Genomic DNA, 26,129 nt, shown 5'->3' with positions numbered 1-26,129 from the left:
GGGAACGTCCTCAGTCCGGCCACACGCCCGTGTCGAGCAGCGAGTCGATCGCGGCCGTGTACGGCCCGATGTCGAGGTTCTGCTCCTCCAGCCAGCTGTCCGAGTAGTACTTGTCGAGATAGCGGTCGCCGGGGTCGCAGAGCAGGGTGACCACGCTGCCGGTACGGCCCTCGGCCACCATCTCGGAGACGATCTTCAGGGCGCTCCACAGGCCGGTACCCGTCGAACCGCCCGCCTTGCGGCCGAGCGCCCGCTCCAGCGCGCGTACCGCGGCCACGCTGGCGGCGTCCGGGACCTTCATCATGCGGTCGATGGCGCCCGGCACGAAGCTGGGTTCCATGCGGGGCCGTCCGATCCCCTCGATCCGGGAACCGCAGTCGCAGGTGACATCGGGGTCGCCGGTGGTCCAGCCCTCGAAGAAGCAGGAGTTCTCGGGGTCGGCCACACAGACGCGGGTGTCGTGCTGGAGGTAGTGCACATAGCGGGCGAGGGTGGCCGAGGTGCCGCCGGTCCCGGCCGTGGCGACGATCCAGGTGGGCACCGGGAACCGCTCCAGGGCGAGCTGACGGAAGATGGACTCGGCGATGTTGTTGTTGCCGCGCCAGTCGGTGGCGCGCTCGGCATAGGTGAACTGGTCCATGAAGTGGCCGCCGCTCTCCGCCGCGAGCCGCGCGGACTCCGCGTACATGGTGCGCGGGTCGTCCACGAAGTGGCAGCGGCCACCGTGGAACTCGATCAACCGGCACTTCTCGGCGCTGGTGGTGCGCGGCATGACGGCGATGAACGGCACGCCGATCAGGGACGCGAAGTACGCCTCGGAGACGGCGGTCGAGCCGCTGGACGCCTCGATCACCGGGCGGTCGGGGCGAATCCAGCCGTTGCACAGGCCGTAGAGGAAGAGGGAGCGGGCGAGGCGGTGCTTGAGGCTGCCGGTGGGGTGGGTCGACTCGTCCTTGAGGTACAGGTCGATGCCCCACTCCTCGGGCAGTGGGAAGCGCAGCAGATGCGTGTCCGCCGAGCGGTTGGCGTCGGCCTGGACCTTGCGTACGGCCTCTTTCAGCCAGTCCCGGTAGGCCGCGTCACTGCGGTCGACATCGAGGGTGGCGCCGGTCCGGGCCGGTGGGGTGGGGTGCACGGCGGGGCTCCTTACGCTGGGCGCCGACCACGCCCAGCGCGGCCCGCAGCCCGATCATAGGCATCAGTCACACCGCTTCTCACCTGCATCAACGCATCTTTGAGCCACCCAAAGGGAGCCTGGGGCACGCCCGTACGAGGGGCGCGGGGGCGCGTTGGCGCGAGTGCTCCAGCGCCACGCGCGCCCCGTCCGCGCGCACTGGTGCTCCCGCCCGCGCCGGGGCAGACTGCACCGCGTGGACCGGCCGCCGTGCGGGGGCCGGTGGGCCGGGGCGCGCGAGGGGGCGGTGCGGGATGGCGGAGCCGGAGTTCACGGCGAGAGGCGTGCGCATCGGCAAGGGAATGCGCTCGCTCACGCGGGCGGGCCGGGTCCGGATCAGCGACGGCAGGCTGGAGCTGCTCACCAGCGAGGGCAGCGAGATCGACAGCGCGCCGGTGGGGACCGTACGGGCTTCCAGGCCGTGGTTCGCCCCGGAGAGCCGGGCGCAGGCCGATCTGAACGGCCACCGCTACCAACTGACGCTCACCGAACGTGACGCAGCACCGGACGAGCCGGGGCCGCCCGCCGCGCACAGGTTCATCGAGGCGGTGCGCCGCGCCGCCGGACGTGGTGGCTGACCTGCGGGCCACCATGGCGAGTTGCGGGAGGACGGGCACTGCGGCACGCTGATCTCACGTCACTCTGGGTTTACCGGAGGTAACGCTGCGGACCGGCCCGTCGGCCTCGACGGCAGGCGGCCACAGGGACGCCAGCACCCTCCCGGATTTCCGTTGTTCTCCGTGTTCCTCCGGTTCGTCCGGACCTCACATCGGGGAGTCGCAGCCGTGATCAGTTACCCGAACAGGCACTGCACGGTGGAGCTCCAAGCCCTGCCGTCGCGGATCGGCCAGGTCCGCAGAATCGTATCTGCGCAACTGCGCTACTGGCGTCTGGACCCGTTGATAGACCGGGCCGCGCTCGGTGTGACCGAGCTGCTGAGCAACGTCCACCGACATGCCCGGCCCGACAAGTCGTGCACCGTGGAGCTGGAGTTCCGGTCGGACCGGCTCACCGTCTCGGTCCGTGACCGCGATCCACGCCTTCCCGTGGTGGCCGACGCCGCCGAGGCTCCGGACGGCACCGCCGAGGGGCCGGACGCCGGACCGCTCGCCACCTGCGGGCGGGGCCTGGTGATGGTGGCCGCCGTCAGCGAGAGCTGGGGGTGCCGACCGGACGGCGAGGACGGCAAGGTCGTGTGGTTCGCGCTGTCCGCGACCGCCTCCCCCGCCCCGCGCCCACCGGCGCCGAAGCCGCCCCGCGCGACGGAACGGCGCCCCGCGCCCCCGCCGCTCACCGTCCAGCCGCCCGCCCGCGCCCCCGAGCCGGTCGTGGTGCTTGCGCCGGCACCCGAGCCCGCCGTGACACACACCTCCCCGGCGACCGCTGTGCCGGAGCCGGTCGTGGTGCGCGGTCCGGCCCGCACGCCGGAGCCCGCCGTGGCCCATGCCTCGGCCGGGACACCGGCACCGGAACCCGCGCTGGCGCACATGGCGCCGGAGCCCGCCGTGCCGGTCGGCCCCGAACCCGCCGTGGCGCACGCCCCTTCGGTGTCCGCCGCGCCCGAACCCGCCGTAGCGCACACCCCTTTGGTGTCCTCCGCACCCGAACCCGCCGTGGCGGCAGCGGCACCGGTCGCGTCGGCCGTCCCCGGCTGACCTGGCGACACGACGCACCCGGCACGGCCAAGTCGCCGTGCCGGGTCACGCCGTACTACGCACCGAAGAACCGCTCCGCCACCAGTCCCAGATAGGACGCCGACGGACCCGGCAGCGCCCGGAGTTCAGCCGGTGAGGCGACCAACGCCATTCGGTCGAACTCGGGGTCCACGCCCGCCTCGATCTCGGCGTGCGCCAACTCCCCGTACCGCTGGTGCAGTTCATGCGCGGGGCGTGGTGGGGCGCTGAACAGGAAGCCCAGGCTGCCTCCGGCGTCGCGGACAGCGGGTCCGGGCACGAGCGCGTCGGCGGGGGTGTCGGAGCCGGTCTCCTCCGCGAGTTCGCGGGCCGCGTGGCGCCGGAGCACGTCGAGGTCCAACGCGGCTCCGTCATCGGGGGGTTCGAGCGTCCCGCCCGGTAGTTGCCATCGGCCGGGGGCCACGGTCGTGGGTGACATCCGGCCCACCAGCAGGCGCCCCTCGTCGCAGGGCTGGAGCACCGCGACGAACAGCCCCGCCAGGGCGGGTGCGTCCGGGATGCCGCGCAGGACCCGGAAGCGGTATGTGAGCGGCGTCCAGGACACCAGCAGGCCGTCGGCGCCGTCGCGTTCGAGGCCGGTGAGCGCGGCCACCGGGCCGTCGAACAGGGTCGGGTTGGCGCGTACGGCGTCCGCCCAGCGGCGGTCCATCTCGGTGCGCAGGGCGGCGGTGAGGGCGGGCGGGGCCGTCTCCTCGAAACGCAGGCGGGAGACGTCCCACGACTCCGGTGTCACCGCAGGGCCGCGAGGGGGTCGTCGAGGACCGGCTGCCAGGCGAGTTCGGCGGCGCCGACGAGGCTGTCGTGGTCCAGGGTGCACGGCAGGATGGGGACGCTGCCGCTCCGTCCCCACAGGCTGCGTTCGGCGACGACCGCGCGCAGCCGCTCGGGGTCGGCGTCGAGCAGCCCCCGGTGCAGTCCGCCCAGGATGATCCGGTCGGGGTTGAGGATGTTGACCAGTCCGGCCAGCCCCAGGCCGAGCCGGTCGATCAGGGTCTCGGCGGCGGCGCGTACGGCGGGCTCGGCGTACCGGGTGCGCAGCAGGGCGTCGGCCTGGTCGAGGAGGGAGACCTCGGGGCCGGGTTCGAGACCGGCCTCCATGAGGAGGGCCAGCGGGTCGGCCTCGACGTCGAGACAGCCCCGGCTGCCGCAGTGGCAGACGCGGCCCTCGGGGTTGACGGTGAGGTGGCCGACCTCCAGGGCGAGGCCCGAACTGCCGGTGTGCAGGCGGCCGTCGAGGACGAGGGCGCCGCCGACGCCCCGGTGGCCGGTGGCCACGCACAGCAGGTGCCGGGCGCCCCGGCCGGCGCCGTGCCGGTGTTCGGCGAGGGCGGCGAGGTTGACGTCGTTGCCCGCGAAGGCGGGGCCGGTGATGCCTGCGGCGCGCACGAGGTCGGCGAAGATGCGGCGGACCGGTTCCCCGGCGGGCCAGGCCAGGTGGAGGGGGTTGAGGGCGAGCCCCTCGGGTTCGGCGACGGCGGACGGGACGGCGAGTCCGGCGCCCACGCAGCGGCGGCCCGTGGTGCGCAGCAGTTCGGCGCCCGCCTCGATCACCGCGCCGAGCACCTTGGCCGGGTCGGCGTCGACGGTCTCGCAGCCGGGCGCGGTCGCCACGATCCGTCCGCCGAGACCGACCAGGGCGGCCCGGAAGCCGTCGGTGTGGATCTGCGCGGCGAGCGCGACGGGGCCGTCCTCGGCGACCTCCAGGCGGTGCGAGGGGCGGCCCTGGGAACCGGCGGGGGCGCTGGGGCGGGCGTCGACCCGGATCAGGCCGAGCGCCTCCAGTTCGGCGGCGACGGCACCGGCGGTGGCGCGGGTGACGCCGAGTTCGGCGGTGAGTACGGCGCGGGTGGGGGCGCGCCCGGTGTGCACCAGCTCCAGCGCGGGGCCGAGGGCGCCGCGCCCCCGGTCCAGCCGCGCCCGTGAGATGGGTCCTGCCCCCGCCTTCCGGGGGTCCGCCGTGCCGCTCATGGGGGCGAGTCTCGCATGATCCGCCCCGGTCGTGGCCCGCCTCGTGACCGATTTGACATGCTCAGGGGGCGGGGGTCGTCAGGCCGCTCACGCGCAGGGTGATGTTGAGCCGTCCGGTCAGACCCAGTTCGGGCGGCGCGGTGCCGGGCAGCACGCGGGGGACGCCGTGGAAGGCGAGGCGGGAGGGGCCGCCGAAGACGAAGAGGTCGCCGCTGCGCAGGTCGACGTCCGTGTAGGGGCGGGTGCGTGTCTCGGGGTTGCCGAACCGGAAGACGCAGCTGTCGCCCAGGCTGAGGGAGACCACCGGGGCGTCGGAGCGTTCGTCGCCGTCGCGGTGCATGCCCATGCGGGCGTCGCCGTCGTAGAAGTTGATCAGGGCGATGTCGTAGGGGTCCTCGGGCACCGCCTCCGGGCCCAGGGCGTCCGCGACGGCGCTCCGGGCCAGCTCGTCCAGCCAGGCGGGGAAGGGTTTCACGGGCGCGTGGTCGCCGTCGACGACGGTGCGGGCGTAGGCGTACGGGTACCAGTGCCAGCCGAGGCAGACCTGCCGGGCGGTCATGGTGCCGCCGCCGGGGGTGCGGACGGTGCGCAGTCCGGCCGGGGGCCGGGCCCACTCGCGGCACGCGGTGAGCAGCGCGCGCTGCCGTTCGGCGTCGAGCCAGTGCGGGACGTGCACGGCGCCCGGAGCGGCTTCGGCCCGCTCCCGCGGGAAGAGTTCCACGTCCATGCGCCCCATCCTCCCCCAGAAGCGGGCGACCGGTCCTGAGCTGGGGCTCGGCTAGCCTGGGGGGCGATGAACGACCGCATGACGACTCCGTGGGGCGAGACCGAGCTGTCCCGCTTCCCCGACGATCCCCGCGACCGGCTGCGTGCCTGGGACGCCTCCGACGCGTATCTGCTGCGGCATCTGGCCGAGGAAGGGGTGGACCTGTCGGGCGAGGTCGTGGTGCTCGGCGACCGCTGGGGCGCGCTGGCGACGGCACTGGCCACGCACCGGCCGACGCAGATCACCGATTCCTTCCTGAGCCAGGAGGCCACGCGGGCCAACCTGGCGCGGGCCGGGGTCGGGCCCGGCACGGTGCGGCTGCTGACCACGCAGGACCCGGTGCCCGAGCGGGTGGACGTGCTGCTGGTGCGCGTGCCCAAGAGCCTGGCGCTGCTGGAGGACCAGCTACTGCGGCTGGCGCCCGCCGTGCACGCGGGGACGGTGGTGATCGGCACCGGCATGGTGAAGGAGATCCACACCTCCACGCTGAAGCTGTTCGAGCGGATTCTCGGGCCGACCCGCACCTCGCTGGCCCAGCAGAAGGCCCGGCTGATCTTCTGCACCCCGGACTCCTCGCTCGTCCGGCCGGACAATCCCTGGCCGTACGGGTACGCCCTGCCGGACGGGCTCGGGGTGGCGTCGGGGCGGCCGGTGGTCAACCACGCGGGCGTGTTCTGCGCGGACCGGCTGGACATCGGCACCCGGTTCTTCCTGGGGCACCTGCCGGAGACGCGAGGGCGCCGGGTGGTGGACCTCGGCTGCGGCAACGGTGTGGTGGGTACGGCGGTGGCGCTGGCCGATCCGGAGGCCGAGGTGCTGTTCGTGGACGAGTCGTTCCAGGCCGTCGCCTCGGCGGAGGCCACGTACAAGGCGAACGGGGTGCCGGGGCACGCGGAGTTCCGGGTCGGGGACGGGCTGGCCGGGGTGGCGTCCGGCAGTGTGGACCTGGTGCTGAACAACCCGCCGTTCCACTCGCACCAGGCCACCAGTGACGCCGTGTCCTGGCGGATGTTCACCGGTGCCGAGCGGGCGTTGCGGCCGGGCGGCGAGCTGTGGGTGATCGGCAACCGGCATCTGGGCTACCACGTGAAGCTGAAGCGGCTGTTCGGCAACTGTGAACTGGTGGCGAGCGACCCGAAGTTCGTGGTGCTGAAGGCGGTCAAGAAGGGCGAGCGCCCAGCAGGCGGATGATCCGGGCCACCTCCTCCGCCATGGCCGTGCGGCCGTCGGCGAGGTAGGTGCGGGGGTCGACGGTCTCGGGGTGCCGCCCGAGGTGGTCGCGGACGGCTCGGGTGAGGGCCGTGTTCAGGGCGGTGCCCACGTTGACCTTGCCGATGCCGCCCTCGACCGCCTTCACCAGCTCGCCGTCCGGGACGCCCGAGGAGCCGTGCAGGACCAGGGGTACGGCCAGTTCGGCCGACAGCTGCTCAAGCAGGGCGTGGTCCAGGGCCGCGGTACGGGTGGTCATGGCGTGGGTGCTGCCGATGGCCACGGCGAGGGCGTCGACGCCGGTCCGCGCGACGAAGTCCCGTGCCTCGGCGGGGTCGGTACGGGCGCCGGGGGCGTGGGCGTCCAGCGGGGGCCTGCCGTCCTTGCCGCCTATCTGGCCCAACTCGGCCTCGATCCAGAGCCCTTGGGAATGCGCCCAGTCGGCGGCCGCCTGGGTGGCGGTGAGGTTCTCGGCGTAGGGCAGGCGGGCGGCGTCGTACATCACGGAGCTGAATCCGGCGTCGCGGGCCTGGCGGAGGAGTTCGTCGCTCTGGACGTGGTCGAGGTGCAACGCCACGGGAACGACTGCCTGTTCGGCGGCGGAGACGGCCGCGCGGGCGAGGGGACGGAGGTGGCCGCGTCTGAACTTGACCGCGTTCTGGCTCACTTGGAGCACGACGGGCGCTCCGGCCGCCTCGGCTCCCGCCACGACGGCCTCGACGTGTTCGAGGGTGATGATGTTGAACGCGGTCACGGCGGTGCGGAGTCGGGCTGCTCGGGTGATCAGGTCACCGGTGGTGGCGAGGGGCACGGCGGCTGGTCCCTTCCGCGGTCATGGGGCGAGGATCACCGAGCGGGTGAGGTGGCGTGGCCGGTCGGGGTCGAGTCCCCGGGCGGTGGCCACGGCGACGGCGAGGCGCTGGACGCGGATCAGTTCGGCGAGCGGGTCGAGTCCGCCCTCGATCCACAAGGCGCCGGTGTCACGCACCTGTTCGGCGAGCCCTGCGGGGGCCGGGCCGAGCATCCAGGTCGCGGTGTCCTCGGTGCTGATGCTGATCGGGCCGTGCCGGTACTCCATCGCCGGGTACGCCTCGGTCCAGGACAGCGACGCCTCCCGCATCTTCAGTGCCGCCTCGTTCGCCAGTCCTACCGTCCAGCCCCGGCCGAGGAAGGTGAACTCGCGCCGCTGGACGAGGCTTTCGGGCAGTGCGTCGGTGAGGGCCGCGCGGGCGTCGGTGACGGCGGCCGTGGTGTGCAGTCCGAGGTGGGCGCGGAGCAGGGTGAAGGCGGTGGTGGCGAACCGGGTCTGGACGACGGAGCGTTCGTCGGCGTGGTCGAGGACCACCAGATCGTCGGCGGCCTGCCGAATGGGCGTCTCGGGGTCGGCGGTGATCGCGGTGGTCCGGGTCGAACCCCTCAACTCGGCCAGCAGATACAGCACTTCGGTGGTGGTACCGGAGCGGGTGAGGGCGATGACCCGGTCGTAGGCGCGGCCGCGCGGGAACTCCGAGGCGGCGAAGGCGTCCGTCTCGCCCTGTCCCGCGTGCTCGCGGAGCGCGGCCGCGGCCTGGGCCATGAAGTACGAGGTCCCGCAGCCGACGATCGCGACCCGCTCCCCCGGCACCGGCAGGGCCGCGCGGTGAGCGCCCGCCTCCTTCGCCGCCCGCTCCCAGCACTCGGGCTGGCTCCTCAGCTCGTCCTCGACATGGCTCATGCCACACCCTCCCCAGGCTGATCGTTCATGCAAGATACCGCCGCCTTTCGAGCACTATCAAGCATCGGGACGGGAATCGTCGGTGCGTTAGGGTCGCCGGGAGAGCACAGGGACGGAGATCCGATGGCGCGGGACACCCGCTGGCAGGCACTGCTCGAACTCCTGGCGGCGCGGCGCCGGTTGGAGGTCGAGGAGGCGGCGGCCGAGCTGGCGGTGTCGGCGGCGACCATCCGCCGCGACCTCGACGGGCTCGCCGAGCAGCGGATGCTGGTGCGCACGCGGGGCGGGGCGGTCGCGCACGGGGTGTCGTACGAGCTGCCGCTCCGCTACAAGACGGCCCGGCACGCCTCCGAGAAGCAGCGGATCGCGGCGGCGGTGGCGGATCTGGTGGCGCCGGGTGAGGCGGTGGGGCTGACCGGTGGCACGACGACCACGGAGGTGGCCCGCGCGCTGGCCGTCCGCGCCGACCTGGCCACCGGCTCGCCCGCGCTGACCGTGGTCACCAACGCGCTCAACATCGCGGGGGAACTCGTCGTACGGCCGCAGTTCAAGATCGTGGTGACCGGCGGGGTCGCCCGCCCGCAGTCGTTCGAGCTGGTCGGACCGCTCACGGACGGGGTGCTCGGCGCGGTCACGCTGGACGTGGCGGTGCTCGGGGTGGGCGCCTTCGACCCGGTGCACGGCGCGGCGGCGCACGACGAGTCGGAGGCGGCGGTCAACCGGCTGCTCTGCGAGCGGGCGGAGCGCGTGGTGGTCGCGGCCGATTCCAGCAAGCTGGAACAGCGGGCGTTCGCCCGGATCTGCGGCCCGGAGCCGGTGGACACGCTGGTGACGGACACCGCGGTGACCCCGGAGACGGTGCGCCGCTTCGAGGAGGCGGGCGTCCGGGTGCTCACCGTCTGAGCCCGCCCCCGATCATGCTCACTGCCTGAGCCCGCCCGGTCAGGCGGCGGACAGGCCCACGCTCTCGCCGAGCCGGACGGCGGCGTGCCGGAAGAAGCGTTCGCGGTCCTCCACGACCCGGGTGAACTGCCCGAACACCTCGAAGCCGACCAGCCCGAACAACTCCGCCCAGACGGCGACCATCGCGGGCGCGGCCTCCACCGGCAGGTCGGGGGCGATGTCGGCCGCCATGCGCTCGGCCTCGGGGCGCAGCTCGGCAGGGAGCGACAGCCCGGTGAGGCCGGGCCCCCGGCCGGCGTCGCGGACGACACCGATCAGCACCATGGCCACCCGCCCGGCGGACGGGATGGTGGTGGCGGGGGCGGCGTATCCGGGTACCGGCGAGCCGTAGATCAGGGCGTACTCGTGCGGGTGAGCCAGCGCCCATACGCGTACCGCCTCGCACGCGGCCGTCCAGCGGCGCATGAACTCCCCCTCGGGGACGCCCGCGTGGGCGGTCTCGGCCGCTTCGCCGAGGGAGTCGTAGGCGTCGATGATGAGCGCGGTCAGCAGGTCGTCGCGGCTCGGGAAGTACCGGTAGAGCGCCGAGGACACCATGCCCAGCTCGCGGGCCACGGCGCGCAGCGAGAGCTTCGCCGCGCCCTCGGCGGCGAGCTGTCTGCGGGCCTCGTCCTTGATGGCCGCGGTGACCTCGGTCCTGGCCCGTGCGCGGGCGCCCTCTGTGGTGCTCATGCGGGCCAGTCTGCCATGCGTCGGAGCAGTGCACACGAAATAGAGCACTGCTCTTGCGTGAGAGCAGTGCTCTCGGCACACTGGAGACCGAAGCGAGAGCACCGCTCTCCCGAACCCCTGGGGGTTGTCATGTCGTCCGCGCCGTACTACCTGAAGGCAAGCCCGCTCGGCACCTGGTTCAACGGGCTCGTCGGCAAGCTCACCCGCCTCGGTGTCAGCCTCGCGGGCAGCGCGGAGCTGTCGGTGCGCGGCCGCAAGAGCGGCGAGATGCAGCGCATCCCGGTCAACCCGCACACCTACGAGGGCGAGCGGTACCTGGTCTCGGCGCGCGGCCACTCCCAGTGGGTGCGCAACATGCGCGCGGCGCACGGCGGCGAACTGCGGGTCGGCCGGAAGGTGCGGCCGTTCAGCGCGGTGGAGCTGCCCGACGCGGAGAAGCTCCCCATCCTGCGGACCTACCTGGAGCGCTGGGGCTGGCAGGTCGACAAGTTCTTCGCCGGGGTGACCGCGAGCAGCTCCGACGCGGAGATCCTCGCGGCCGCCTCCGACCACCCGGTGTTCCGGATCACCGTCAGGGACTGACGGCGCGCACCGTCACGGACTGACGGTGTCCCCCTGCTCCGGCTGCTCCCCCTACTGCTCCGGCTGGATCTCCGGCGCGGTCCGCCCCCGGTCCAACGCGGCCAGCGCACGCTGGGCCAGCGGCCGGGACCTGACCATCTCTCCCAGTGTCGTGGCGCCGGTGGTGATGTCCCGGAACGCCTTCCACGCGGGCCGGAACCCGGTGATCCCGGCGTGGAAGACACCGGGGCGGCGCTCGAAGGCGGCCAGCAGCCGCTTGCCGACGCTCATCTCCACGCCGAGCCCCGCCTTGATGGCGAAGGCGTAGTTCAGGGCCTGGCGACGAGTGTCGACGGCGTCGTGGGCCTCGGCGATCCGTACCGCCCACTCCCCCGCGAGGCGCCCGGAGCGCAGCGCGAAGGAGATGCCCTCTCGGGTCCACGGCTCCAGCAGCCCGGCCGCGTCGCCACAGACCAGCACCCGGCCACGGGAGAGCGGGGAGTCGTCGGCCCGGCAGCGGGTCAAGTGCCCGGAGGAGATGCTCGGTTCGAACCCGGCGAGGCCGAGGCGGGCGACGAAGTCCTCCAGGTAGCGCTTGGTGGCCGCTCCTTCGCCGCGCGCGGAGATCACGCCGACGGTGAGCGTGTCGCCCTTGGGGAAGACCCAGCCGTAACTGCCGGGCAGCGGGCCCCAGTCGATGAGAACGCGGCCCTTCCAGTCCTCGGCGACGGTGTCCGGGACCGGGATCTCGGCCTCCAGACCGAGGTCGACCTGGTCCAGCTTGACCCCGACATGCGCTCCTATCCGGCTGGCGCTGCCGTCCGCGCCGACGACCGCGTGGGCCAGTACCGTCTCGCCGCCCTGGAGGACCACGGCGACGGTGCGCCGGTCGGGGACGGCCGAGCCGTGCTGCTCCACGCGCTGCACGGTCACGCCGGTGCGCAGCTCGGCGCCCGCCTTCTGCGCGTGCTCCACCAGCCGCTGGTCGAACTCGGGCCGGTTGATCAGCCCGAACAGGGTCTGCCGGGAGCGGCGGGTCCGGGTGAAGCGGCCGTTGTGGGAGAAGGTGACCGCGTGCACCCGGTCCCGGAAGGGGAGTTCGAAGCCGGGCGGGAGCGCGTCGCGGGAGGGGCCGATGATGCCGCCGCCGCACGTCTTGTAGCGGGGCAGTTCCGCCTTCTCCAGCATCAGCACGCGGCGGCCCGCGACGGCCGCCGCGTAGGCCGCCGAGGCGCCCGCGGGTCCCGCGCCGACCACGACGACGTCCCAGACCCGCCGCTCATCCTCCGCCGAAGTGTTCTCGCCGCTCACGATGGTCCATCGCTCCGATCAAGCCGCTGCCGCTCCCCCGGTGCACCGGTGACGTGGGGCGGGGGACCCCCATGTCACACGCATCCTACGGCCGGTCCCCGGCTCGGGCCGCTGTGGGAGGATCGGTGCATTCCAGCAGTTCAACGTCGTACCCCCACGAGGAGCCGTACCCATGTCGTCGAATCCGGTCGCCGAGACCGTCGCCTCGCTGATGCCCCGCGCCAAGGCGGAGCTGACCGAGCTGGTCGCCTTCAAGTCGGTGGCGGACTTCGGGCAGTTCCCGAGGAGCGAGAGCGAGGGCGCCGCGAACTGGATCGTGGACGCGCTCACCACCGAGGGCTTCACCGACGTGGCGCTCCTGGACACCCCGGACGGCACCCAGTCGGTGTACGGCTACCTGCCCGGCCCCGAGGGCGCGAAGACCGTCCTGCTCTACGCGCACTACGACGTGCAGCCGCCCCTGGACGAGGCCGCCTGGGCGACACCGCCGTTCGAGCTGACCGAGCGGGACGGCCGCTGGTACGGGCGTGGCGCGGCCGACTGCAAGGGCGGCCTGATCATGCACCTGCTGGCGCTGCGCGCGCTGAAGGCGAACGGCGGGGTGCCGGTCAACGTCAAGGTGATCGCGGAGGGCTCCGAGGAGCAGGGCACGGGCGGTCTGGAGCGGTACGTGGAAGCGCACCCGGAGCTGCTGACGGCGGACACCGTCGTGATCGGCGACACGGGCAACTTCCGCGTGGGGCTGCCCACGGCGACCACCACCCTGCGCGGCATGACCATGCTCCGGGTCCAGGTCGACACCCTGGCCGGGAACCTGCACTCGGGCCAGTTCGGCGGTGCCGCCCCGGACGCGCTCGCCGCGCTGATCCGGGTCCTGGACTCGCTGCGCGCCGAGGACGGTTCGACCACGGTGGACGGCCTGACGGCCGACGCCCGCTGGGAGGGTCTGGAGTACGACGAGGAGCAGTTCCGTGCCGACGCCAAGGTGCTGGACGGCGTGGAGCTGATCGGTGACGGCTCGGTGGCCGACCGGCTGTGGGCGCGTCCCGCGGTGACGGTCATCGGCATCGACTGCCCGCCGGTCGTCGGCGCCACCCCGTCCGTGCAGGCGAGCGCCCGCGCGCAGATCAGCCTGCGGGTGCCGCCGGGCGTGGACGCCGCCGAGGCGACCAAGCTGCTCACCACCCACCTGGAGGCCCACACGCCGTGGGGCGCCCGGGTGAGCGTCGAGCAGATCGGCCAGGGCCAGCCGTTCCGCGCCGACACCACGAGCCCCGCCTACCAGGCGATGGCCGAGGCGATGGCGGTGGCGTACCCCGGCGAGACCATGCAGTTCGCGGGTGAGGGCGGCTCGATCCCGCTCTGCAACACCCTCGCGGGCCTCTACCCGGAGGCCGAGATCATCCTCATCGGCCTGAGCGAGCCGGAGGCCCAGATCCACGCGGTCGACGAGAGCGTCTCCCCCGAGGAACTGGAGCGCCTCTCGGTCGCGGAGGCCCTGTTCCTGAACAACTACGCGGCGAACTGAGCCGGTCGCCCCGCACACGGCGCGTCCACGGGCTATGCCTCGTGGACGCGCCGTAGCAGTTCCATGAGCCGACGCCCCTCCTCCGCACTGAGCGGTGCGAGGAGTTCGGCGTTGGCCCGTTCGGCCAGTGCGGCGCAGCGTCGCAGCGTCTCCCGGCCCGCCGGGGTGACCGTGACGGCGTTCTTGCGGCGGTCGTCCGGGTCGGGGGCGCGGACCGCGAGTCCGGCCGCTTCGAGGTGGTTGACGAGCAGGACGACGTCCTTGGGGTCGAAGCCGAGGCGGCGCACCAGGTCCGCCTGGGCGACCGGCCCGTGTTCGGCGACCGCCGCGAGCACCGCGTACTGCGGCAGCTTCAGCCCCTCGGTCGCGATGGCCCCGGTGACCAGGTCCCGGCCGCGCGCGGCCACCCGTCCGGCCAGCCAGCTCGGCAGGGACTCGATGTGCGCGAGGGCGCGGAGGCGTTCGGTGCGCGGCATACCGAGCAGCCTACCGGCCAAATCATTGGACTTCCCAACGGAATTGCCCCTACGGTTCCTACCGTTGGCTTTCCCAATGATTCTCGGAGGTGTGCCCGTGCGTCGTGTCCGGTACGACAGGGACGGCAAGCTGTTCACCGAGGACGTGACCGCCCCCGAACCCGCGCCGGGCGAACTCCTCGTACGCGCCGAGGCGATCGGGGTGACCCTGCCGACGGTCCGCAAGGTGCGCGAGGCGGCGGAGCCGGGACCGCTGGGCGGTGAGGTGGCGGGCCGCGTGGTGGCCGTCGGCGAGGGGGTGACCGGGTTCTCGCCGGGCGACCGGGTCACCGGCCTCTGCTTCTCGCACGCGTACGCCGAACTCGCCGTGCTCCAGCAGACGATGACCTCGCGCGTCCCGGACCGGGCGAGCGCCGTCGAGGCCGTCGCGCTGGTGCGCAGCGGGCTGGTGGCGCGCGGCGCGTACGAGGCGGGGCACCCCGTACCCGGCGACGCCGTGCTGGTGACGGCGGCGGCGAGCGCGGTGGGCTGCCTCGCGCTGCAGTACGCGCGGGCGGGCGGCGCCTCCCGCGTGGTCGCGGCCGTGAGCGCCCCGGAGAAGGCGGATCTCGTCCGCTCCCTCGGCGCCGACGAGGTCGTGCTGTACGCGGACGCCTCCTGGGGCGAACCGGTCGACGTGATCCTGGACGGGGTCGGCGGCGACCTGCTCGGCCCGGCGGTGCGCGCCCTCGCCCCCGGCGGCCGGTTGGTCGCCTTCAGCTCGGGCGGCGGCACCGTCGACGCCTACGAACTCCTCGTCCGCAGCGCCTCGGTGACCGGTTTCCAGATGGCGCGGATCGCCCGCGAGCAGCCCGCGCGGTACGCGTCCTGGCCGGCCGACCTGTGGCGCCGCCACGCGGACGGCGCCCTGCGCGCCCCCGTGCACGCGGAGTTCCCCCTCGCCGAGGCGGCGCGGGCCCACCGGGCCATCGAGGAGCGCCGCAATCTCGGCAAGGTGGTCCTGGTCCCGTGAGCGCCGCTCAGCCGACCGGGACGCCCGCCTCCAGGTACAGGGCGGCGCCGCGTTCGCGGGCTCTGAGGGCCCAGCGGAGGCGTTCGTAGCGGACCGGGGGGAGCATGGTGGCGGCCTCGGGTTCGGTGGCGAAGCGCCAGGCGCGCAGTTCGGGGCCGGGCAGCAGCACCTGGGCGGCCTCGTCGGGGGTCAGGCGGCCGCCGTCGAAGAGGAGGCGCAGTCCGCCGTGGCCGGGCGGGGCGGGCCGCTCCCAGTCGACCACCAGCAGGCGGGGCACCTCCCGCAGCCGGATGCCGACCTCCTCGGCGACCTCCCGCATCCCGGCGCGGGCCGGGGCCTCGCCCCGCTCGACCACGCCGCCGGGGAACTCCCAGCCCGGCTTGTAGGTGGGGTCGACCAGCAGCACCCGGTCCTCCGCGTCGAAGAGCAGCACCCCGGCGGCCAGGGTCTCCCCGGCCGGCTCCGGGGTCTGCACGATCTCGCACGGCCGGGCCGCGCCGCTCCCCACGGCCTCGGTGATCCGGACCGCGCTCTGGTACGGGGTGAGCCCGCTGGTGTCGATGGGGTGGGCGTCGGCGGTGAGCCAGGAGGCGAGGGCGGCCCGGTAGGGCTCGATGTGGTCGTACGCCCACTGCCGCTCGCGCATCTCGGCGTCGGGGAGGTCCGGCGGTGGCTCCCTCTCGGCGATGCGCCGGCGCAAAATCGTTTCGGCCGGGGCGAGCAGCAGATGGCGGACGGAGATCCGGCGGGCGGCGAGGCCACCGAAGATCTCGTCGCGGTACTCCTGACGCAGCAGGGTCATGGGGACCACCAGGGTCCCGCCCAGCTCGGCGAGGAGCGCGGCGGCGGTGTCGATCACCAGGCGGCGCCAGATCGGCAGGTCCTGGATGTCGTCGACCTCGGCGAGCAGCTTGGCCGGAAGCAGACGCGAGAGCGTCGCGCCGATCAGCTCGGGGTCGAGGAGCGTGCTGTTCGGGATCAGTTCGATCAGTTCCCGTGCGGTGGTGGTCTTGCCCGCACCGAACGCGCCGTTGATCCAGACGACGGTCACGGTTCCCCCTCTTCTGTTGGCCCCCTGGGGCTTGCCCGTTCCACCCTGTCACGGAAACCACGCGCAGTTGAGGGCGCACAGCACGGTGCCGGGGCCCCTGGGGCAAGGGTCCCGGCACTATGTTCGCGGTCTATTCCGGCGCTTCTACTGGCCGAGCGCGCCCTCGTCCACGTCGAAGCTGTCCTGGCTCACGATGTGGTCGACGGTGCTCAGGGTGTCATCCACCTTGAGGTCGCTCAGGCCGGTGTTCTCCGCGGCGTGGGACGGGGTGAGGGCGGCCACCACGAAACCGGTGGCGAGGCTGGCGATGGCGAGCATGCTGCGCTTCTTCATGCCGTGATCAACTGCCGGACGGCCCGGAGGGTCACGCTGTACGGGTTTCGGCCAGCCGAACCAACAGGTCCGAACGTGTCCGGCACACCCCTTCCGACAGACTCGGACACGTCCTACCGTGATCGCCGCACCGGTGCCCGTCCCTGTCCGCCGCGAGCCGGAGGAACGTCGACGATGCGTCACCCACGTCCCCGCACGCACCGCATCCGAGCAGCCGCAGTACTCCTGACGGCGCTGCTGAGCACGGGCGGTCTCGCCGCCCCGGCCACCGCCGCACCACCGCCCACAGCCCCCGCCGAGGGGCTGGCGCCCACTCCGCCCATGGGCTTCAACAACTGGAACTCCACCCACTGCCGGGCCGAGTTCGACGAGGACATGGTCAAGGGCATCGCCGACCTCTTCGTGACCGAGGGCCTCAAGGACGCCGGGTACCAGTACGTCAACCTCGACGACTGCTGGGCGCTCCCCCAGCGGGACGCCGACGGCAAGCTGGTGCCGGACCCGGCCCGGTTCCCGCACGGCATCTCGGCGGTCGCCGACTACGTCCACGCCAAGGGGCTCAAGCTCGGCATCTACACCAGCGCGGGCACCAAGACCTGCGACAACACGGGCTTCCCCGGCGCGCTCGGCCACGAGGAGAGCGACGCTGGGCAGTTCGCCGAGTGGGGCGTGGACTACCTGAAGTACGACAACTGCAACAACCAGGGCGTGGACGCCCGGCAGCGCTACCGCACCATGCGCGACGCCCTGAAGGCCACCGGACGCCCCATCGTCTACAGCATCTGCGAGTGGGGCGAGAACAAGCCCTGGGAGTGGGCCTCCGACGTGGGCCAGCTCTGGCGCACCACCGGGGACATCAGCGACAACTGGGGCTCGATGCTCTCCATCCTCAAGCAGAACCTGCCGCTGGCCCCGTACGCCGGTCCCGGTCACTGGAACGACCCCGACATGCTGGAGGTCGGCAACGGCGGCATGACGGACACCGAGTACCGCTCCCACTTCTCGCTCTGGTCGGTCATGGCCGCCCCGCTGCTCATCGGCACCGACCTGCGCACCGCCTCCCCCGCCACCCTGGACATCCTCGGCAACAAGGAGGTCATCGCGGTCGACCAGGACCCGCTGGGCAGGCAGGGCACGGTGGTGTCGAGCGAGGGCAGCCGCTGGGTGGTCGCCAAGGAGATGGCGGACGGCAGCCGCGCGGTCGCCCTGTTCAACGAGTCCGGGACCGCACAGCGCGTCGCCACCAGCGCCGCCGCCGTGGGCCTGCCCCGCGCCCCCGGCTACACCCTGCGCGACCTGTGGCGGCACCGGGACACCAACACGGCGGGCACGATCGCGGCCACCGTCCCGGCCCATGGCACGGTCCTGCTCCGCGTCTCGGCCGACGGCCGCTGGGCGGAGCACCCGCCCGCCGTCGAACTCGGCCTGGAAGAAGCCCCGTTCATCGAGCGGGACACTCCGGCCACGCTCACCACGACCGTCACCGGCCTGGGCCGTACGCCCGCCCGCCAGGTCTCGGCCGCGCTGACCGGCCCGGACGGCTGGACCGTACGCGCCCTCTCCCCGGCCACAGCGACCACACTGCCCAACGGCGCGTCCCTGCGGACCCGTTGGCGGGTGACGGCACCGCCGGGGACGCCCCTCGGGTCGTACGGCCTCGGCCTGCGGGTCCGGTACCGCTCGCCCGCCGGGGAGCGCGTCACGGACGAACTGCCGGTGAGTGCCTCCGTGGTGGCGCCGCCACCGGCCGGGGCCTCGTACCTGAGCGATCTGCCCTGGCTGTCGGCGGTCAGCGGCTGGGGGCCGGTGGAGCGTGACACCAGCAACGGGGAGCAGGCGGCGGGCGACGGCTCCCCGCTCACCATCGGCGCCACGGTGTACGCCAAGGGGCTCGGGGTGCATGCCGCCAGCGAGGTCGCGTACTACGCCGGGCGGCGCTGCGAGCAGGTCACCGCCGAGGTGGGCGTCGACGACGAGAAGGGCACGAAGGGCAGTGTGGCCTTCGAGATCTGGGCGGACGGCGTGCGGGCCGCGTCGTCGGGCGTGCTGACCAACGCGCGGGCCGCGCAGCCGCTGACCGCCGATGTCACCGGCGCGCGGGTGGTCCGGCTGGTCGTCACCGACGGGGGCGACGGCAGCGACTCCGACCACGCGGACTGGGCGGACGCCAGGCTGAGCTGCTGAACCCGGCCGTGGCCACGGGGGCGTCCCCGTGGCCACCCGGTGCTCAGACCCCGGCGGCGGTCGGGTCCGGCCGGAGGGCCAGCGCGGCGGCCGCGGCGCCGACCAGGCCGGCGTCGGTGCCCATCTGCGCGGGCACGACGGTGAGCCGCTGGACGAAGGAGAGGGTGGCGTAGTCGGTGAGGGCCTTGCGCAGCGGGGCGAAGAGCACGTCGCCCGCCTTGCCGACGCCGCCGCCGATCACCGCGATGTCGATCTCGACCAGGGTCGCGGTCGCCGCGATCCCGGCCGCGAGGGCCTGCGCGGCCCGCTCGAAGGAGGCCACCGCGACCGGGTCGCCCCGGCGGGCCGCGTCCGCCACGGCGGCGGCGGAGGTGTCGCCGTCAGGGCCGGGCCGCCAGCCGTCCGCCAGGGCGCGGCGGGCGATGTTGGGGCCGCTGGCCAGGCCCTCCACACAGCCGCGCGCGCCGCACGGGCAGGGTTCGCCGTCCAGGTCGACGCTGATGTGGCCGATGTGACCGGCGTTGCCGGTGGGGCCGGGGTGCAGTCGGCCGCCGAGGACCAGTCCGCCGCCGACACCGGTGGAGACCACCATGCACAGCGCGTTGTCGTGGCCGCGCGCGGCGCCCTGCCAGTGCTCGGCGGCGGTGATGGCCACTCCGTCGCCGATCAGCTCGACCGGGAGTCCGCCGGTCGCCGCGCGCACCCGCTCGACGAGCGGGAAGCCGCGCCAGCCCGGCACGTTGACCGGGCTCACGGTGCCCGCCGAGGCGTCCACCGGACCGGCGCTGCCGATGCCGAGCACGGAGGCGCGTCCCCACAGCGGCGAGGCGGCGAGGTCGCCGAGCACCTGCTCGACGGCCCGCATGACCGTTTCGCCATCCTGTCGCGCGGGCGTCGCGCGCTGGGTGCGCGCCTGGATCCGGCCATGACCGTCCACCAGCGCACCGGCGATCTTTGTGCCGCCGATGTCCAGGGCCGCCACGAGGTCGGTGTGCATCAAGATCTGGTCTCCCCGTCGAGCCGTAGGTGGCGATGTGGTGGTGAGCGTCCCGGGCCGGTCGCGGTGGGGGCGCGGGCCGGGACGGCGGTGGACAGTCTCTCTCGCACCTGACAACGTTGTCCAGGCTCTATGCTCGACGCCACATGCTGGTACCGGCCCCCGATTCCCCGCACCGCCCCGCGACACCCCCGGACAACAGGACAGGACACCGCACCGTGCCCGAGACCACCCGCCGAGCCGAGAGCGCCAACGGGAGCCGCTACGGCAACCGGCCCACCATGAAGGACGTGGCCGCGCGGGCCGGGGTCGGCCTGAAGACGGTGTCCCGCGTGGTGAACGGCGAGCCCGGTGTCACCCCCGACACCGAGCGGCGGGTGCGGGAGGCGATCGAGGCGCTGGGCTTCCGGCGCAACGACAGCGCGCGGGTGCTGCGCAAGGGCCGTACCGCGAGCATCGGTCTGGTGCTGGAGGATCTGGCGGACCCGTTCTACGGGCCGCTGAGCCGCGCCGTGGAGGAGGTGGCGCGCTCGCACGGCGCGCTGCTGATCAACGGCTCCAGCGCCGAGGACCCGGACCGGGAGCAGGAGTTGGCGCTGGCGCTGTGCGCACGGCGGGTGGACGGGCTGCTGGTGATCCCGGCCGGCGACGACCACCGTTATCTGGAGCCGGAGATCCGGGCGGGCGTGGCGACGGTGTTCGTGGACCGTCCGGCCGGGCGGATCGACGCGGACGTGGTCCTGTCGGACAACTTCGGGGGCGCCCGTGACGGCGTGGCCCATCTGATCGCCCACGGGCACCGCCGGATCGGCTTCATCGGTGACATGCCCCGCATCCACACGGCCGCCGAGCGGCTGCGCGGCTACCGGGCGGCGATGGAGGACGCGGGGATACCGGTCGCGGAGGAGTGGATCTCCCTGGGGGCGACCGATCCCGAGCGGGTGCGGCGGGCCATGGAGGAGATGCTCGGCGGGCCCGACCCGGTCACCGCCGTCTTCACGGGCAACAACCGGGTGACGGTCACGGTGATCCGGGTGCTGGCCGAGCAGGCCCGGCCGGTCGCCCTGGTCGGGTTCGACGACTTCGAGCTGGCCGATCTGCTCCAGCCGGGCGTGACGGTGGTCGCGCAGGACGCGGCGGCCCTCGGCCGTACCGCCGCCGACCGGCTCTTCCAGCGTCTCGACGGCGCCCCCGGCACCCCGGAGCGCCTGGAGATCCCGACCCGCCTGATCACCCGCGGCTCGGGGGAGCTGCCCCCGGCGGACTGAGGCCGCTACCGGGGCCGGACGGCCGCGAGGTCCTCCAGCTCGGCCCGGCCGAGCCCGCTCGCCGCCGTCACCTCCGCGCCGTCGAGGGCGCCGCAGTGCAGGCCCCGGAGCAGATAGCCGCTCAGCGCCCGTGCGGTGGCGGGTTCGTCCAGTACGTCGCCCTGGGTGCGGGCGGTGTAGGCCGCGAGCCGGGCCGCGGCACGCGCGTAGCCCTCGCGGTAGAAGGCGAAGACGGCCGCGTACCGGGTCGGGAGATGACCGGGGTGCATGTCCCAGCCCTGGTGGTAGGCGCGGGCCAGGGCGCGGCGGGTGAGCCGGTGGTGCAGCCGCCACGCGTCGTGGACCTGTGCGGTGGGCCCGACCGGCAGCACGTTGGTGGAGCCGTCCGAGACGCGTACGCCGGTCCCGGCGGCCGCCACCTGCATCACCGCCTTGGCGTGGTCGGCGGCGGGGTGGTCGGGGGCCTGGTGGGCGGCGGAGACACCGAGGGCGGCGCTGTAGTCGAAGGTGCCGTAGTGCAGCCCGGTGGCCCGGCCCCCGGCGGCCTGGATCATCCGGGCGACGGTGGCGGTGCCGTCGGCGGCGAGGATCGCCTGGCTGGTCTCGATCTGGATCTCGAAGCCGAGCCGCCCGGACTCCAGCCCGTGCGCCCGCTCGAAGGCGTCCAGCACCCGGGCGAAGGCCGCGACCTGCTCGGCGTACGTCACCTTGGGCAGCGTGAGGTTCAGTCCCTCGGGCAGCCCGCCGGAGGCCATCAGTCCGGTGAGGAAGACGTCGAGGGTGCGGATGCCGCGCTCGCGCACCCCCGCCTCCATGCACTTCACCCGGACACCCAGGTACGGGGGCGCGTCCTCCGCGAGCAGCCGGGCGGCGCGGGCGGCGTCCGCGTCCTCCTCGGCGTCGGGCCGGTGGCCGTAGCCGTCCTCGAAGTCGACGCGCAGGTCTTCCACGGGTTCGCGCTCCAGCTTGGCGCGGACGCGGGCGTACACCGGTTCGGCGAGCTCTTCGGACAGCCCGAGGACGGCGGCGAACGAGGCCGCGTCGGGGGCGTGTTCGTCGAGCGCGGCGAGCGCCCGGTCGCCCCAGTCGCGTACGGTGCCCGCGCCGAACACGTCGCCGGGGACGTACACGGTGTGGACGGGCTGCCGGGTGCCGGGGTCGCCGGGATAACGGAGCGTCAGCTCCGCGTCGACCGGTGCGAGCAGCCCGTCGACCTCCTTGCCGACCTCGCCGCCGAGGCTCGTCCTCACATGCTCCTGCCGACTCATCCCACACCCTCCGGCGTCCGCGGTACGGCCTCGACGAGCCGTCGGGGGACGGTATCCACGGCGATTCCGGCGGGTCAACAGCACTCCGGGACGCCCCTAGGGGGCACGCGGTCGCCGCTCCTGCGCCGGGACGACGCCGGGGTCCGGCGACCCGGCCTACCGTCTGGGCATGATCCCCATCAAACCGGTCGCCTCTGACGTCCTCCGTGGCGCGTTACTCCTCCCCACCAGTGTCTTCCGCTCCGGCGCGGCGCTGGCCGGCCGTCGGCCGGGACGCGCCCGCGCGCTGCTGCACTCCGTGCTGGGCATCCCGCTCGGCGTGCTCGCCCTGGTGCCGGTCGGCCTGGAAGTGCTGTTCATCGCCCGTGGCGTGCTGTACGGGCTGGTGGACCACGGGCCCTACGACCATTCCTGGGGCGGGCCGACGCTGGCCGGGGCGTGGCTGGTGCACTTCCTGGTGGCGCTGCCCGTCGCGGTCGCCGCCCTCGGGCTGCTGTGGTGCATCACCTTTCTGCACGACCGGCTCGGGGCGCGGTTCGTGCGGGGCGAGCGGATCGGCGCCTGGGTGCTCCCCGTCGCCGTGCTCGCCTGCCTCGCCGGGGCGGAGTTCGTGGTGCTGTGGGTCCATCAGCTCTGACCCCGGACGTGGCGAGGCCCCCGGAACCAACGCGGTTCCGGGGGCCTCGTCCAGCGTGGCGGGATCAGCCCTTGCGGGTCTTGATCTCGTCGGTGAGCTGGGGGACGACCTCGAAGAGGTCACCGACGACGCCGTAGTCGACCAGGTCGAAGATCGGGGCCTCGGGGTCCTTGTTGACCGCGACGATCGTCTTCGACGTCTGCATACCGGCGCGGTGCTGGATGGCGCCGGAGATGCCGTTGGCGATGTACAGCTGCGGCGAGACCGACTTGCCGGTCTGGCCGACCTGGTTGGTGTGCGGGTACCAGCCCGCGTCCACCGCGGCACGCGAGGCGCCGACGGCGGCACCGAGCGAGTCGGCGAGGGCCTCGATCAGCGCGAAGTTCTCCGAGCCGTTCACACCACGGCCGCCGGAGACCACGATCGCGGCCTCGGTCAGCTCCGGGCGGCCGGTCGACTCGCGCGGGGTGCGGCTGGTGACCTTGGTGCCGGTCGCCTGGTCGGAGAAGGTCACCGACAGGGCTTCGGCAGCGCCCGCGGCCGGGGCGGCCTCCACGGCGGCCGAGTTCGGCTTGACCGTGATGACCGGGGTGCCCTTGGTGACCTGGGACTTGGTGGTGTAGGACGCGGCGAACACCGACTGGGTGGCGACGGGACCCTCGGCCCCGGCCTCCAGGTCGATGGCGTCGGTGATCAGACCGGAGCCGATGCGCAGCGCCAGACGGGCGGCGATCTCCTTGCCCTCGGCGGAGGACGGGACCAGCACGGCGGCCGGGGAGACGGCCTCGACGGCGGCCTGGAGGGCGTCGACCTTGGGTACGACCAGGTAGTCGGCGTACTCGGACGCGTCATCGGTGAGGACCTTCACCGCGCCGTGCTCGGCGAGGGCGGCGACGGTGTCGGCGGCGCCGTTGCCCAGGGCGACGGCGACGGGCTCGCCGATGCGGCGGGCCAGCGTCAGCAGCTCCAGGGTGGGCTTGCGGACGGCACCGTCCACGTGGTCGACGTAGACGAGGACTTCAGCCATGGGATTGCTCTCCTGCGTAACGAAGTTGAGGGGCGGTCGGCGGGGTGCGGTGCCTTAGATGAACTTCTGGCCCGCGAGGTACTCGGCGAGCTGCTTGCCGCCCTCGCCCTCGTCCTTGACGATCGTGCCCGCGGTGCGCGCCGGACGCTCGTTCGCGGCGTCGACCTTGGTCCACGCGCCCTCGAGACCGACCTCCTCCGCCTCGATGTCGAGGTCGGACAGGTCCCAGGACTCCACCGGCTTCTTCTTGGCCGCCATGATGCCCTTGAACGACGGGTAACGCGCCTCGCCGGACTGGTCCGTCACGGAGACCACGGCCGGCAGGGAAGCCTCGAGCTGCTCGGAGGCGGCGTCGCCGTCACGGCGGCCCTTGACGGTGCCGTCCTCGACCGAGACCTCGGCGAGCAGCGTCACCTGCGGCACGCCGAGACGCTCGGCGACCAGCGCCGGAACGACACCCATGGTGCCGTCGGTGGAGGCCATGCCGGAGATGACCAGGTCGTAACCGGCCTTCTCGATCGCCTTGGCCAGCACCAGCGAGGTACCGAGGGCGTCGGTGCCGTGCAGGTCGTCGTCCTCCACGTGGATCGCCTTGTCGGCGCCCATCGAGAGGGCCTTGCGCAGCGCGTCCTTGGCGTCCTCGGGACCGACGGTCAGCACGGTGACCTCGGCGTCGTCCGCCTCGTCCGCGATCTGCAGCGCCTGCTCCACCGCGTACTCGTCCAGCTCGGAGAGCAGACCGTCCACGTCGTCGCGGTCGACGGTCAGGTCATCGGCGAAGTGCCGGTCGCCAGTGGCGTCGGGCACGTACTTCACAGTGACAACGATCCTCAAGCTCACGCCGGCTCTCCTACTGCATCGTCTTTTCCGGGCTGCCTCTTGAAGTGCAGCATAGGCGCCTCAAGCGGCTGATCCCGCTCGGGGCGTCGGTGCGCTCCGACCGAAATATTACTCACCAGTACATCCAGTTCATGCCCGCTAAGCAAGCGCTTTGAACTGTGACCTTCGCAACGCAGCGTAACCGGAACTCGACATCCCCAGGGACCCGGGGCCCAACCCGCTCAGTCCCGCAGCGCGTTGAAGCGTCCCTGGTGATAGAGCAGCGGACGGCCGTCGCCGGAAGGGTCGCCGAGCAGCACCTCGGCGAGCACGATCCGGTGGTCCCCGGCTGGTACCCGGCCCACGATCCGGCACACCAGCCAGGCGAGCACGTCGTCCAGCACGGGCACGCCCTCGGGCCCCTCGCGCCAGCCGGTGGACGCCCCGAAGCGGTCGGCGCCGCTGCGCGCGAAGGTGGCGGCGAGGTCGCTCTGGTGCTCGCCGAGCACATGGACGCCGACGTGGTCGGTCCGCGCGATCGCGGGCCAGCTGGAGCCGCCGGTGCCGATGCCGAAGGAGATCATCGGGGGTTCCGCGGAGACGGAGCTGAGCGAGGTGGCGGTGAAGCCGACCGGGCCGTGCTCCCCGCGCGCGGTGATCACCGCGACACCGGCCGCGTGCCGACGGAAGACGGAGCGCAGCAGGTCCGGCGAGGCGGGGTGGCGGGAGCCGAGGCCGGGAGTGGCCGTCATGGGGTCGTCCTTCTGCCGACGGGGGCGGGCTGATCCGGTCCGGGGCTGTTCAGCGGCCGGGACAGCGGGCACGCCCGACGCGGGCCGGGTCACTGGGGACCGGTCCGGTGAGCAGGTGTTCGATCAGCACCGGGCCAGGCTGACGACCGACGGCGGGTGCCGTCAAGTCGCCGCCGGAGCGCCCTCCGGCGTTCAGTCATCGCGGCCCCCGCCCACGGCCTCGCCCAGCGCGGCGATGACATCGACTCTGCGCGGCTGCCCCTGGGCGCGCCGCACGACCTCGCCGTCCGGGCCGAGGACCAGCACGGTGGGCGTCTTCAGGACGTCCAGTTCGCGGACGAGGCCGAGGCGGTCCTCCGCGTCGATCTCGACGTGGGCGACCCCGGGAACCATCCGGGCGACCTCGGCGAGGGTGCGGCGGGTGGCCCGGCAGGGCGCGCAGAAGGCGCTGGAGAACTGCACGAGGGTGGCCCGCTCCCCCAGTTCGCCGCCGAGGTCGGCCGCCGTCAGCCGCCGTACGTCGTCCCGCCCGTGCACCCGTGTTCCTCCGCTCCGCCGCTCGCGCGGCGCCGGCCGTCCGATCCGTCCTCAACACCAGCACATCGAGGGCCGAATGGATTCCCGGCCTCCGAAAGAGGGGGGTACGGGCGGACGTGACGAGGATCTCGCCGCCACGGGGCACCAAGACTGGTCACCCGCCCGTTCTTGGGGCACGATCTGCGAGAGCCGTAAACCTACGGCTCCG

General features: G+C 73.4%; 26 protein-coding genes and 1 pseudogene. 10 read left to right on the top strand and 17 right to left on the bottom strand.

Annotation, left to right across the window (positions count from 1 at the left end; translation table 11 throughout):
- Positions 1–10 precede the first annotated feature (10 nt).
- Positions 11–1,135: a PLP-dependent cysteine synthase family protein gene (locus ACIPPM_RS19825; RefSeq protein ID WP_401449370.1), complete on the bottom strand. Its 1,125-nt coding sequence runs from the start codon at positions 1,133–1,135 to the stop codon at positions 11–13.
- A gap of 293 nt (positions 1,136–1,428) precedes the next feature.
- Between ACIPPM_RS19825 and ACIPPM_RS19820 the strand changes: the two genes are divergently transcribed.
- Both ACIPPM_RS19820 and ACIPPM_RS19815 read left to right on the top strand, forming a co-directional pair.
- Positions 1,429–1,752 carry a hypothetical protein gene (locus ACIPPM_RS19820; protein ID WP_401449367.1) on the top strand — a complete coding sequence of 108 codons (324 nt, stop codon included), beginning with the start codon at positions 1,429–1,431 and terminating at the stop codon, positions 1,750–1,752.
- Between the two features lie 207 nt (positions 1,753–1,959).
- Positions 1,960–2,469, top strand: a pseudogene (locus tag ACIPPM_RS19815) (ATP-binding protein); the annotation flags it as partial.
- A gap of 415 nt (positions 2,470–2,884) precedes the next feature.
- On the opposite strand, the gene ACIPPM_RS19810 reads toward ACIPPM_RS19815, so the two are convergent.
- The 3 genes from ACIPPM_RS19810 to ACIPPM_RS19800 all read right to left on the bottom strand — a co-directional run bounded on the left by ACIPPM_RS19810 (position 2,885) and on the right by ACIPPM_RS19800 (position 5,563).
- Positions 2,885–3,601, bottom strand: a complete 717-nt coding sequence (locus tag ACIPPM_RS19810; protein ID WP_401449364.1) for an NUDIX domain-containing protein — start codon at positions 3,599–3,601, stop codon at positions 2,885–2,887.
- Entirely contained in the window at positions 3,598–4,836 is a 1,239-nt protein-coding gene (locus ACIPPM_RS19805) for an ROK family protein (RefSeq protein ID WP_401449361.1), read from the bottom strand. Before ACIPPM_RS19805 ends, ACIPPM_RS19810 begins: the two co-directional genes overlap by 4 nt.
- Before the next feature lie 61 nt (positions 4,837–4,897).
- Positions 4,898–5,563, bottom strand: a complete 666-nt coding sequence (locus ACIPPM_RS19800; RefSeq protein WP_401449358.1) for an alpha-ketoglutarate-dependent dioxygenase AlkB family protein — start codon at positions 5,561–5,563, stop codon at positions 4,898–4,900.
- A gap of 78 nt (positions 5,564–5,641) precedes the next feature.
- Here ACIPPM_RS19800 and ACIPPM_RS19795 point away from each other — a divergent pair, with 78 nt between their 5' ends.
- Positions 5,642–6,793 carry a methyltransferase gene (locus ACIPPM_RS19795; protein ID WP_401450127.1) on the top strand — a complete coding sequence of 384 codons (1,152 nt, stop codon included), beginning with the start codon at positions 5,642–5,644 and terminating at the stop codon, positions 6,791–6,793.
- Here ACIPPM_RS19795 and ACIPPM_RS19790 read toward each other — a convergent pair.
- Entirely contained in the window at positions 6,762–7,622 is an 861-nt protein-coding gene (locus ACIPPM_RS19790; protein WP_401449355.1) for a ketose-bisphosphate aldolase, read from the bottom strand. The genes ACIPPM_RS19795 and ACIPPM_RS19790 overlap by 32 nt on opposite strands.
- Positions 7,623–7,643: 21 nt before the next feature.
- On the bottom strand, positions 7,644–8,525 hold the full coding sequence (locus ACIPPM_RS19785; RefSeq protein WP_401449352.1) for an SIS domain-containing protein: 882 nt from the start codon (positions 8,523–8,525) through the stop codon (positions 7,644–7,646).
- Positions 8,526–8,648: 123 nt separating this feature from the next.
- On the opposite strand from ACIPPM_RS19785, the gene ACIPPM_RS19780 reads away from it, so the two are divergent.
- Positions 8,649–9,428, top strand: a complete 780-nt coding sequence (locus tag ACIPPM_RS19780) for a DeoR/GlpR family DNA-binding transcription regulator (protein ID WP_401449349.1) — start codon at positions 8,649–8,651, stop codon at positions 9,426–9,428.
- A 39-nt stretch (positions 9,429–9,467) separates the two neighbouring features.
- Here the strand turns inward: ACIPPM_RS19780 and ACIPPM_RS19775 are convergent, their stop codons facing one another.
- Positions 9,468–10,160: a TetR/AcrR family transcriptional regulator gene (locus ACIPPM_RS19775; RefSeq protein WP_401449346.1), complete on the bottom strand. Its 693-nt coding sequence runs from the start codon at positions 10,158–10,160 to the stop codon at positions 9,468–9,470.
- Between the two features lie 129 nt (positions 10,161–10,289).
- On the opposite strand from ACIPPM_RS19775, the gene ACIPPM_RS19770 reads away from it, so the two are divergent.
- On the top strand, positions 10,290–10,742 hold the full coding sequence (locus tag ACIPPM_RS19770) for a nitroreductase/quinone reductase family protein (protein WP_401449343.1): 453 nt from the start codon (positions 10,290–10,292) through the stop codon (positions 10,740–10,742).
- Positions 10,743–10,793: 51 nt separating this feature from the next.
- Here ACIPPM_RS19770 and ACIPPM_RS19765 read toward each other — a convergent pair whose 3' ends face one another.
- The gene (locus ACIPPM_RS19765) at positions 10,794–12,032 is read right to left on the bottom strand and encodes a geranylgeranyl reductase family protein (RefSeq protein WP_401449340.1); all 1,239 of its coding nucleotides are present in this window, start codon (positions 12,030–12,032) and stop codon (positions 10,794–10,796) included.
- Positions 12,033–12,204: 172 nt separating this feature from the next.
- On the opposite strand from ACIPPM_RS19765, the gene ACIPPM_RS19760 reads away from it, so the two are divergent.
- The gene (locus tag ACIPPM_RS19760) at positions 12,205–13,560 is read left to right on the top strand and encodes a dipeptidase (RefSeq protein WP_401449337.1); all 1,356 of its coding nucleotides are present in this window, start codon (positions 12,205–12,207) and stop codon (positions 13,558–13,560) included.
- Between the two features lie 32 nt (positions 13,561–13,592).
- Here ACIPPM_RS19760 and ACIPPM_RS19755 read toward each other — a convergent pair whose 3' ends face one another.
- Positions 13,593–14,036: a MarR family winged helix-turn-helix transcriptional regulator gene (locus ACIPPM_RS19755; RefSeq protein ID WP_401449334.1), complete on the bottom strand. Its 444-nt coding sequence runs from the start codon at positions 14,034–14,036 to the stop codon at positions 13,593–13,595.
- A gap of 97 nt (positions 14,037–14,133) precedes the next feature.
- Between ACIPPM_RS19755 and ACIPPM_RS19750 the strand changes: the two genes are divergently transcribed.
- Complete coding sequence (locus tag ACIPPM_RS19750; protein WP_401449331.1) at positions 14,134–15,048, top strand: zinc-binding alcohol dehydrogenase family protein; 915 nt, start codon at positions 14,134–14,136, stop codon at positions 15,046–15,048.
- 7 nt (positions 15,049–15,055) lie between these two features.
- Here the strand turns inward: ACIPPM_RS19750 and ACIPPM_RS19745 are convergent, their stop codons facing one another.
- Together ACIPPM_RS19745 and ACIPPM_RS19740 are read right to left on the bottom strand one after the other, a co-directional pair.
- On the bottom strand, positions 15,056–16,099 hold the full coding sequence (locus tag ACIPPM_RS19745; protein ID WP_401449328.1) for an NUDIX domain-containing protein: 1,044 nt from the start codon (positions 16,097–16,099) through the stop codon (positions 15,056–15,058).
- A 144-nt stretch (positions 16,100–16,243) separates the two neighbouring features.
- Positions 16,244–16,432 (bottom strand): hypothetical protein, encoded by a 189-nt coding sequence (locus tag ACIPPM_RS19740; RefSeq protein WP_361665103.1) that lies wholly within the window; start codon positions 16,430–16,432, stop codon positions 16,244–16,246.
- Between the two features lie 174 nt (positions 16,433–16,606).
- On the opposite strand from ACIPPM_RS19740, the gene ACIPPM_RS19735 reads away from it, so the two are divergent.
- A complete protein-coding gene (locus tag ACIPPM_RS19735; protein ID WP_401449324.1) occupies positions 16,607–18,616 on the top strand; it encodes an NPCBM/NEW2 domain-containing protein in 2,010 nt (669 codons plus the stop codon).
- A gap of 43 nt (positions 18,617–18,659) precedes the next feature.
- On the opposite strand, the gene ACIPPM_RS19730 is transcribed toward ACIPPM_RS19735, so the two are convergent.
- Positions 18,660–19,613, bottom strand: coding sequence for an ROK family protein (locus ACIPPM_RS19730; RefSeq protein WP_393593149.1), 954 nt, complete (start codon positions 19,611–19,613; stop codon positions 18,660–18,662).
- A 218-nt stretch (positions 19,614–19,831) separates the two neighbouring features.
- Here ACIPPM_RS19730 and ACIPPM_RS19725 point away from each other — a divergent pair, with 218 nt between their 5' ends.
- A complete protein-coding gene (locus ACIPPM_RS19725; RefSeq protein WP_401449321.1) occupies positions 19,832–20,881 on the top strand; it encodes a LacI family DNA-binding transcriptional regulator in 1,050 nt (349 codons plus the stop codon).
- 5 nt (positions 20,882–20,886) lie between these two features.
- Here ACIPPM_RS19725 and ACIPPM_RS19720 read toward each other — a convergent pair whose 3' ends face one another.
- Positions 20,887–22,149, bottom strand: a complete 1,263-nt coding sequence (locus tag ACIPPM_RS19720; protein ID WP_401449318.1) for a DUF6986 family protein — start codon at positions 22,147–22,149, stop codon at positions 20,887–20,889.
- A gap of 169 nt (positions 22,150–22,318) precedes the next feature.
- On the opposite strand from ACIPPM_RS19720, the gene ACIPPM_RS19715 reads away from it, so the two are divergent.
- Entirely contained in the window at positions 22,319–22,786 is a 468-nt protein-coding gene (locus ACIPPM_RS19715) for a hypothetical protein (RefSeq protein WP_401449315.1), read from the top strand.
- Between the two features lie 64 nt (positions 22,787–22,850).
- Here ACIPPM_RS19715 and ACIPPM_RS19710 read toward each other — a convergent pair whose 3' ends face one another.
- From ACIPPM_RS19710 to ACIPPM_RS19695, 4 genes are all read right to left on the bottom strand, one after another.
- Positions 22,851–23,813: an electron transfer flavoprotein subunit alpha/FixB family protein gene (locus ACIPPM_RS19710; protein WP_401449312.1), complete on the bottom strand. Its 963-nt coding sequence runs from the start codon at positions 23,811–23,813 to the stop codon at positions 22,851–22,853.
- A 54-nt stretch (positions 23,814–23,867) separates the two neighbouring features.
- On the bottom strand, positions 23,868–24,653 hold the full coding sequence (locus ACIPPM_RS19705) for an electron transfer flavoprotein subunit beta/FixA family protein (RefSeq protein WP_401449309.1): 786 nt from the start codon (positions 24,651–24,653) through the stop codon (positions 23,868–23,870).
- Positions 24,654–24,874: 221 nt separating this feature from the next.
- On the bottom strand, positions 24,875–25,384 hold the full coding sequence (locus tag ACIPPM_RS19700) for a flavin reductase family protein (RefSeq protein ID WP_401449306.1): 510 nt from the start codon (positions 25,382–25,384) through the stop codon (positions 24,875–24,877).
- Positions 25,385–25,576: 192 nt separating this feature from the next.
- Positions 25,577–25,966, bottom strand: coding sequence for a TlpA family protein disulfide reductase (locus tag ACIPPM_RS19695; RefSeq protein WP_401450125.1), 390 nt, complete (start codon positions 25,964–25,966; stop codon positions 25,577–25,579).
- Positions 25,967–26,129 lie beyond the last annotated feature (163 nt).

The organism is Streptomyces sp. NPDC090119 (assembly GCF_044747085.1).
Classification (GTDB): Bacteria; Actinomycetota; Actinomycetes; order Streptomycetales; family Streptomycetaceae; genus Streptomyces.
The sequence above is the reverse complement of the archived record's forward strand: the minus strand, read 5'-3'. Positions and strand labels throughout refer to the sequence as shown.

What these genes read in the sequence shown, in the direction of transcription:
- ACIPPM_RS19785 (WP_401449352.1), bottom strand. Translation starts at nt 8,525, where the DNA reads ATGAGCCATGTCGAGGACGAGCTGAGGAGCCAGCCCGAGTGCTGGGAG.
- ACIPPM_RS19800 (WP_401449358.1), bottom strand. Translation starts at nt 5,563, where the DNA reads ATGGACGTGGAACTCTTCCCGCGGGAGCGGGCCGAAGCCGCTCCGGGC.
- ACIPPM_RS19755 (WP_401449334.1), bottom strand. Translation starts at nt 14,036, where the DNA reads ATGCCGCGCACCGAACGCCTCCGCGCCCTCGCGCACATCGAGTCCCTG.
- ACIPPM_RS19820 (WP_401449367.1), top strand. Translation starts at nt 1,429, where the DNA reads ATGGCGGAGCCGGAGTTCACGGCGAGAGGCGTGCGCATCGGCAAGGGA.
- ACIPPM_RS19795 (WP_401450127.1), top strand. Translation starts at nt 5,642, where the DNA reads ATGACGACTCCGTGGGGCGAGACCGAGCTGTCCCGCTTCCCCGACGAT.
- ACIPPM_RS19805 (WP_401449361.1), bottom strand. Translation starts at nt 4,836, where the DNA reads ATGAGCGGCACGGCGGACCCCCGGAAGGCGGGGGCAGGACCCATCTCA.
- ACIPPM_RS19770 (WP_401449343.1), top strand. Translation starts at nt 10,290, where the DNA reads ATGTCGTCCGCGCCGTACTACCTGAAGGCAAGCCCGCTCGGCACCTGG.
- ACIPPM_RS19740 (WP_361665103.1), bottom strand. Translation starts at nt 16,432, where the DNA reads ATGAAGAAGCGCAGCATGCTCGCCATCGCCAGCCTCGCCACCGGTTTC.
- ACIPPM_RS19700 (WP_401449306.1), bottom strand. Translation starts at nt 25,384, where the DNA reads ATGACGGCCACTCCCGGCCTCGGCTCCCGCCACCCCGCCTCGCCGGAC.
- ACIPPM_RS19760 (WP_401449337.1), top strand. Translation starts at nt 12,205, where the DNA reads ATGTCGTCGAATCCGGTCGCCGAGACCGTCGCCTCGCTGATGCCCCGC.
- ACIPPM_RS19710 (WP_401449312.1), bottom strand. Translation starts at nt 23,813, where the DNA reads ATGGCTGAAGTCCTCGTCTACGTCGACCACGTGGACGGTGCCGTCCGC.
- ACIPPM_RS19780 (WP_401449349.1), top strand. Translation starts at nt 8,649, where the DNA reads ATGGCGCGGGACACCCGCTGGCAGGCACTGCTCGAACTCCTGGCGGCG.
- ACIPPM_RS19730 (WP_393593149.1), bottom strand. Translation starts at nt 19,613, where the DNA reads ATGCACACCGACCTCGTGGCGGCCCTGGACATCGGCGGCACAAAGATC.
- ACIPPM_RS19720 (WP_401449318.1), bottom strand. Translation starts at nt 22,149, where the DNA reads ATGAGTCGGCAGGAGCATGTGAGGACGAGCCTCGGCGGCGAGGTCGGC.
- ACIPPM_RS19735 (WP_401449324.1), top strand. Translation starts at nt 16,607, where the DNA reads ATGCGTCACCCACGTCCCCGCACGCACCGCATCCGAGCAGCCGCAGTA.
- ACIPPM_RS19715 (WP_401449315.1), top strand. Translation starts at nt 22,319, where the DNA reads ATGATCCCCATCAAACCGGTCGCCTCTGACGTCCTCCGTGGCGCGTTA.
- ACIPPM_RS19775 (WP_401449346.1), bottom strand. Translation starts at nt 10,160, where the DNA reads ATGAGCACCACAGAGGGCGCCCGCGCACGGGCCAGGACCGAGGTCACC.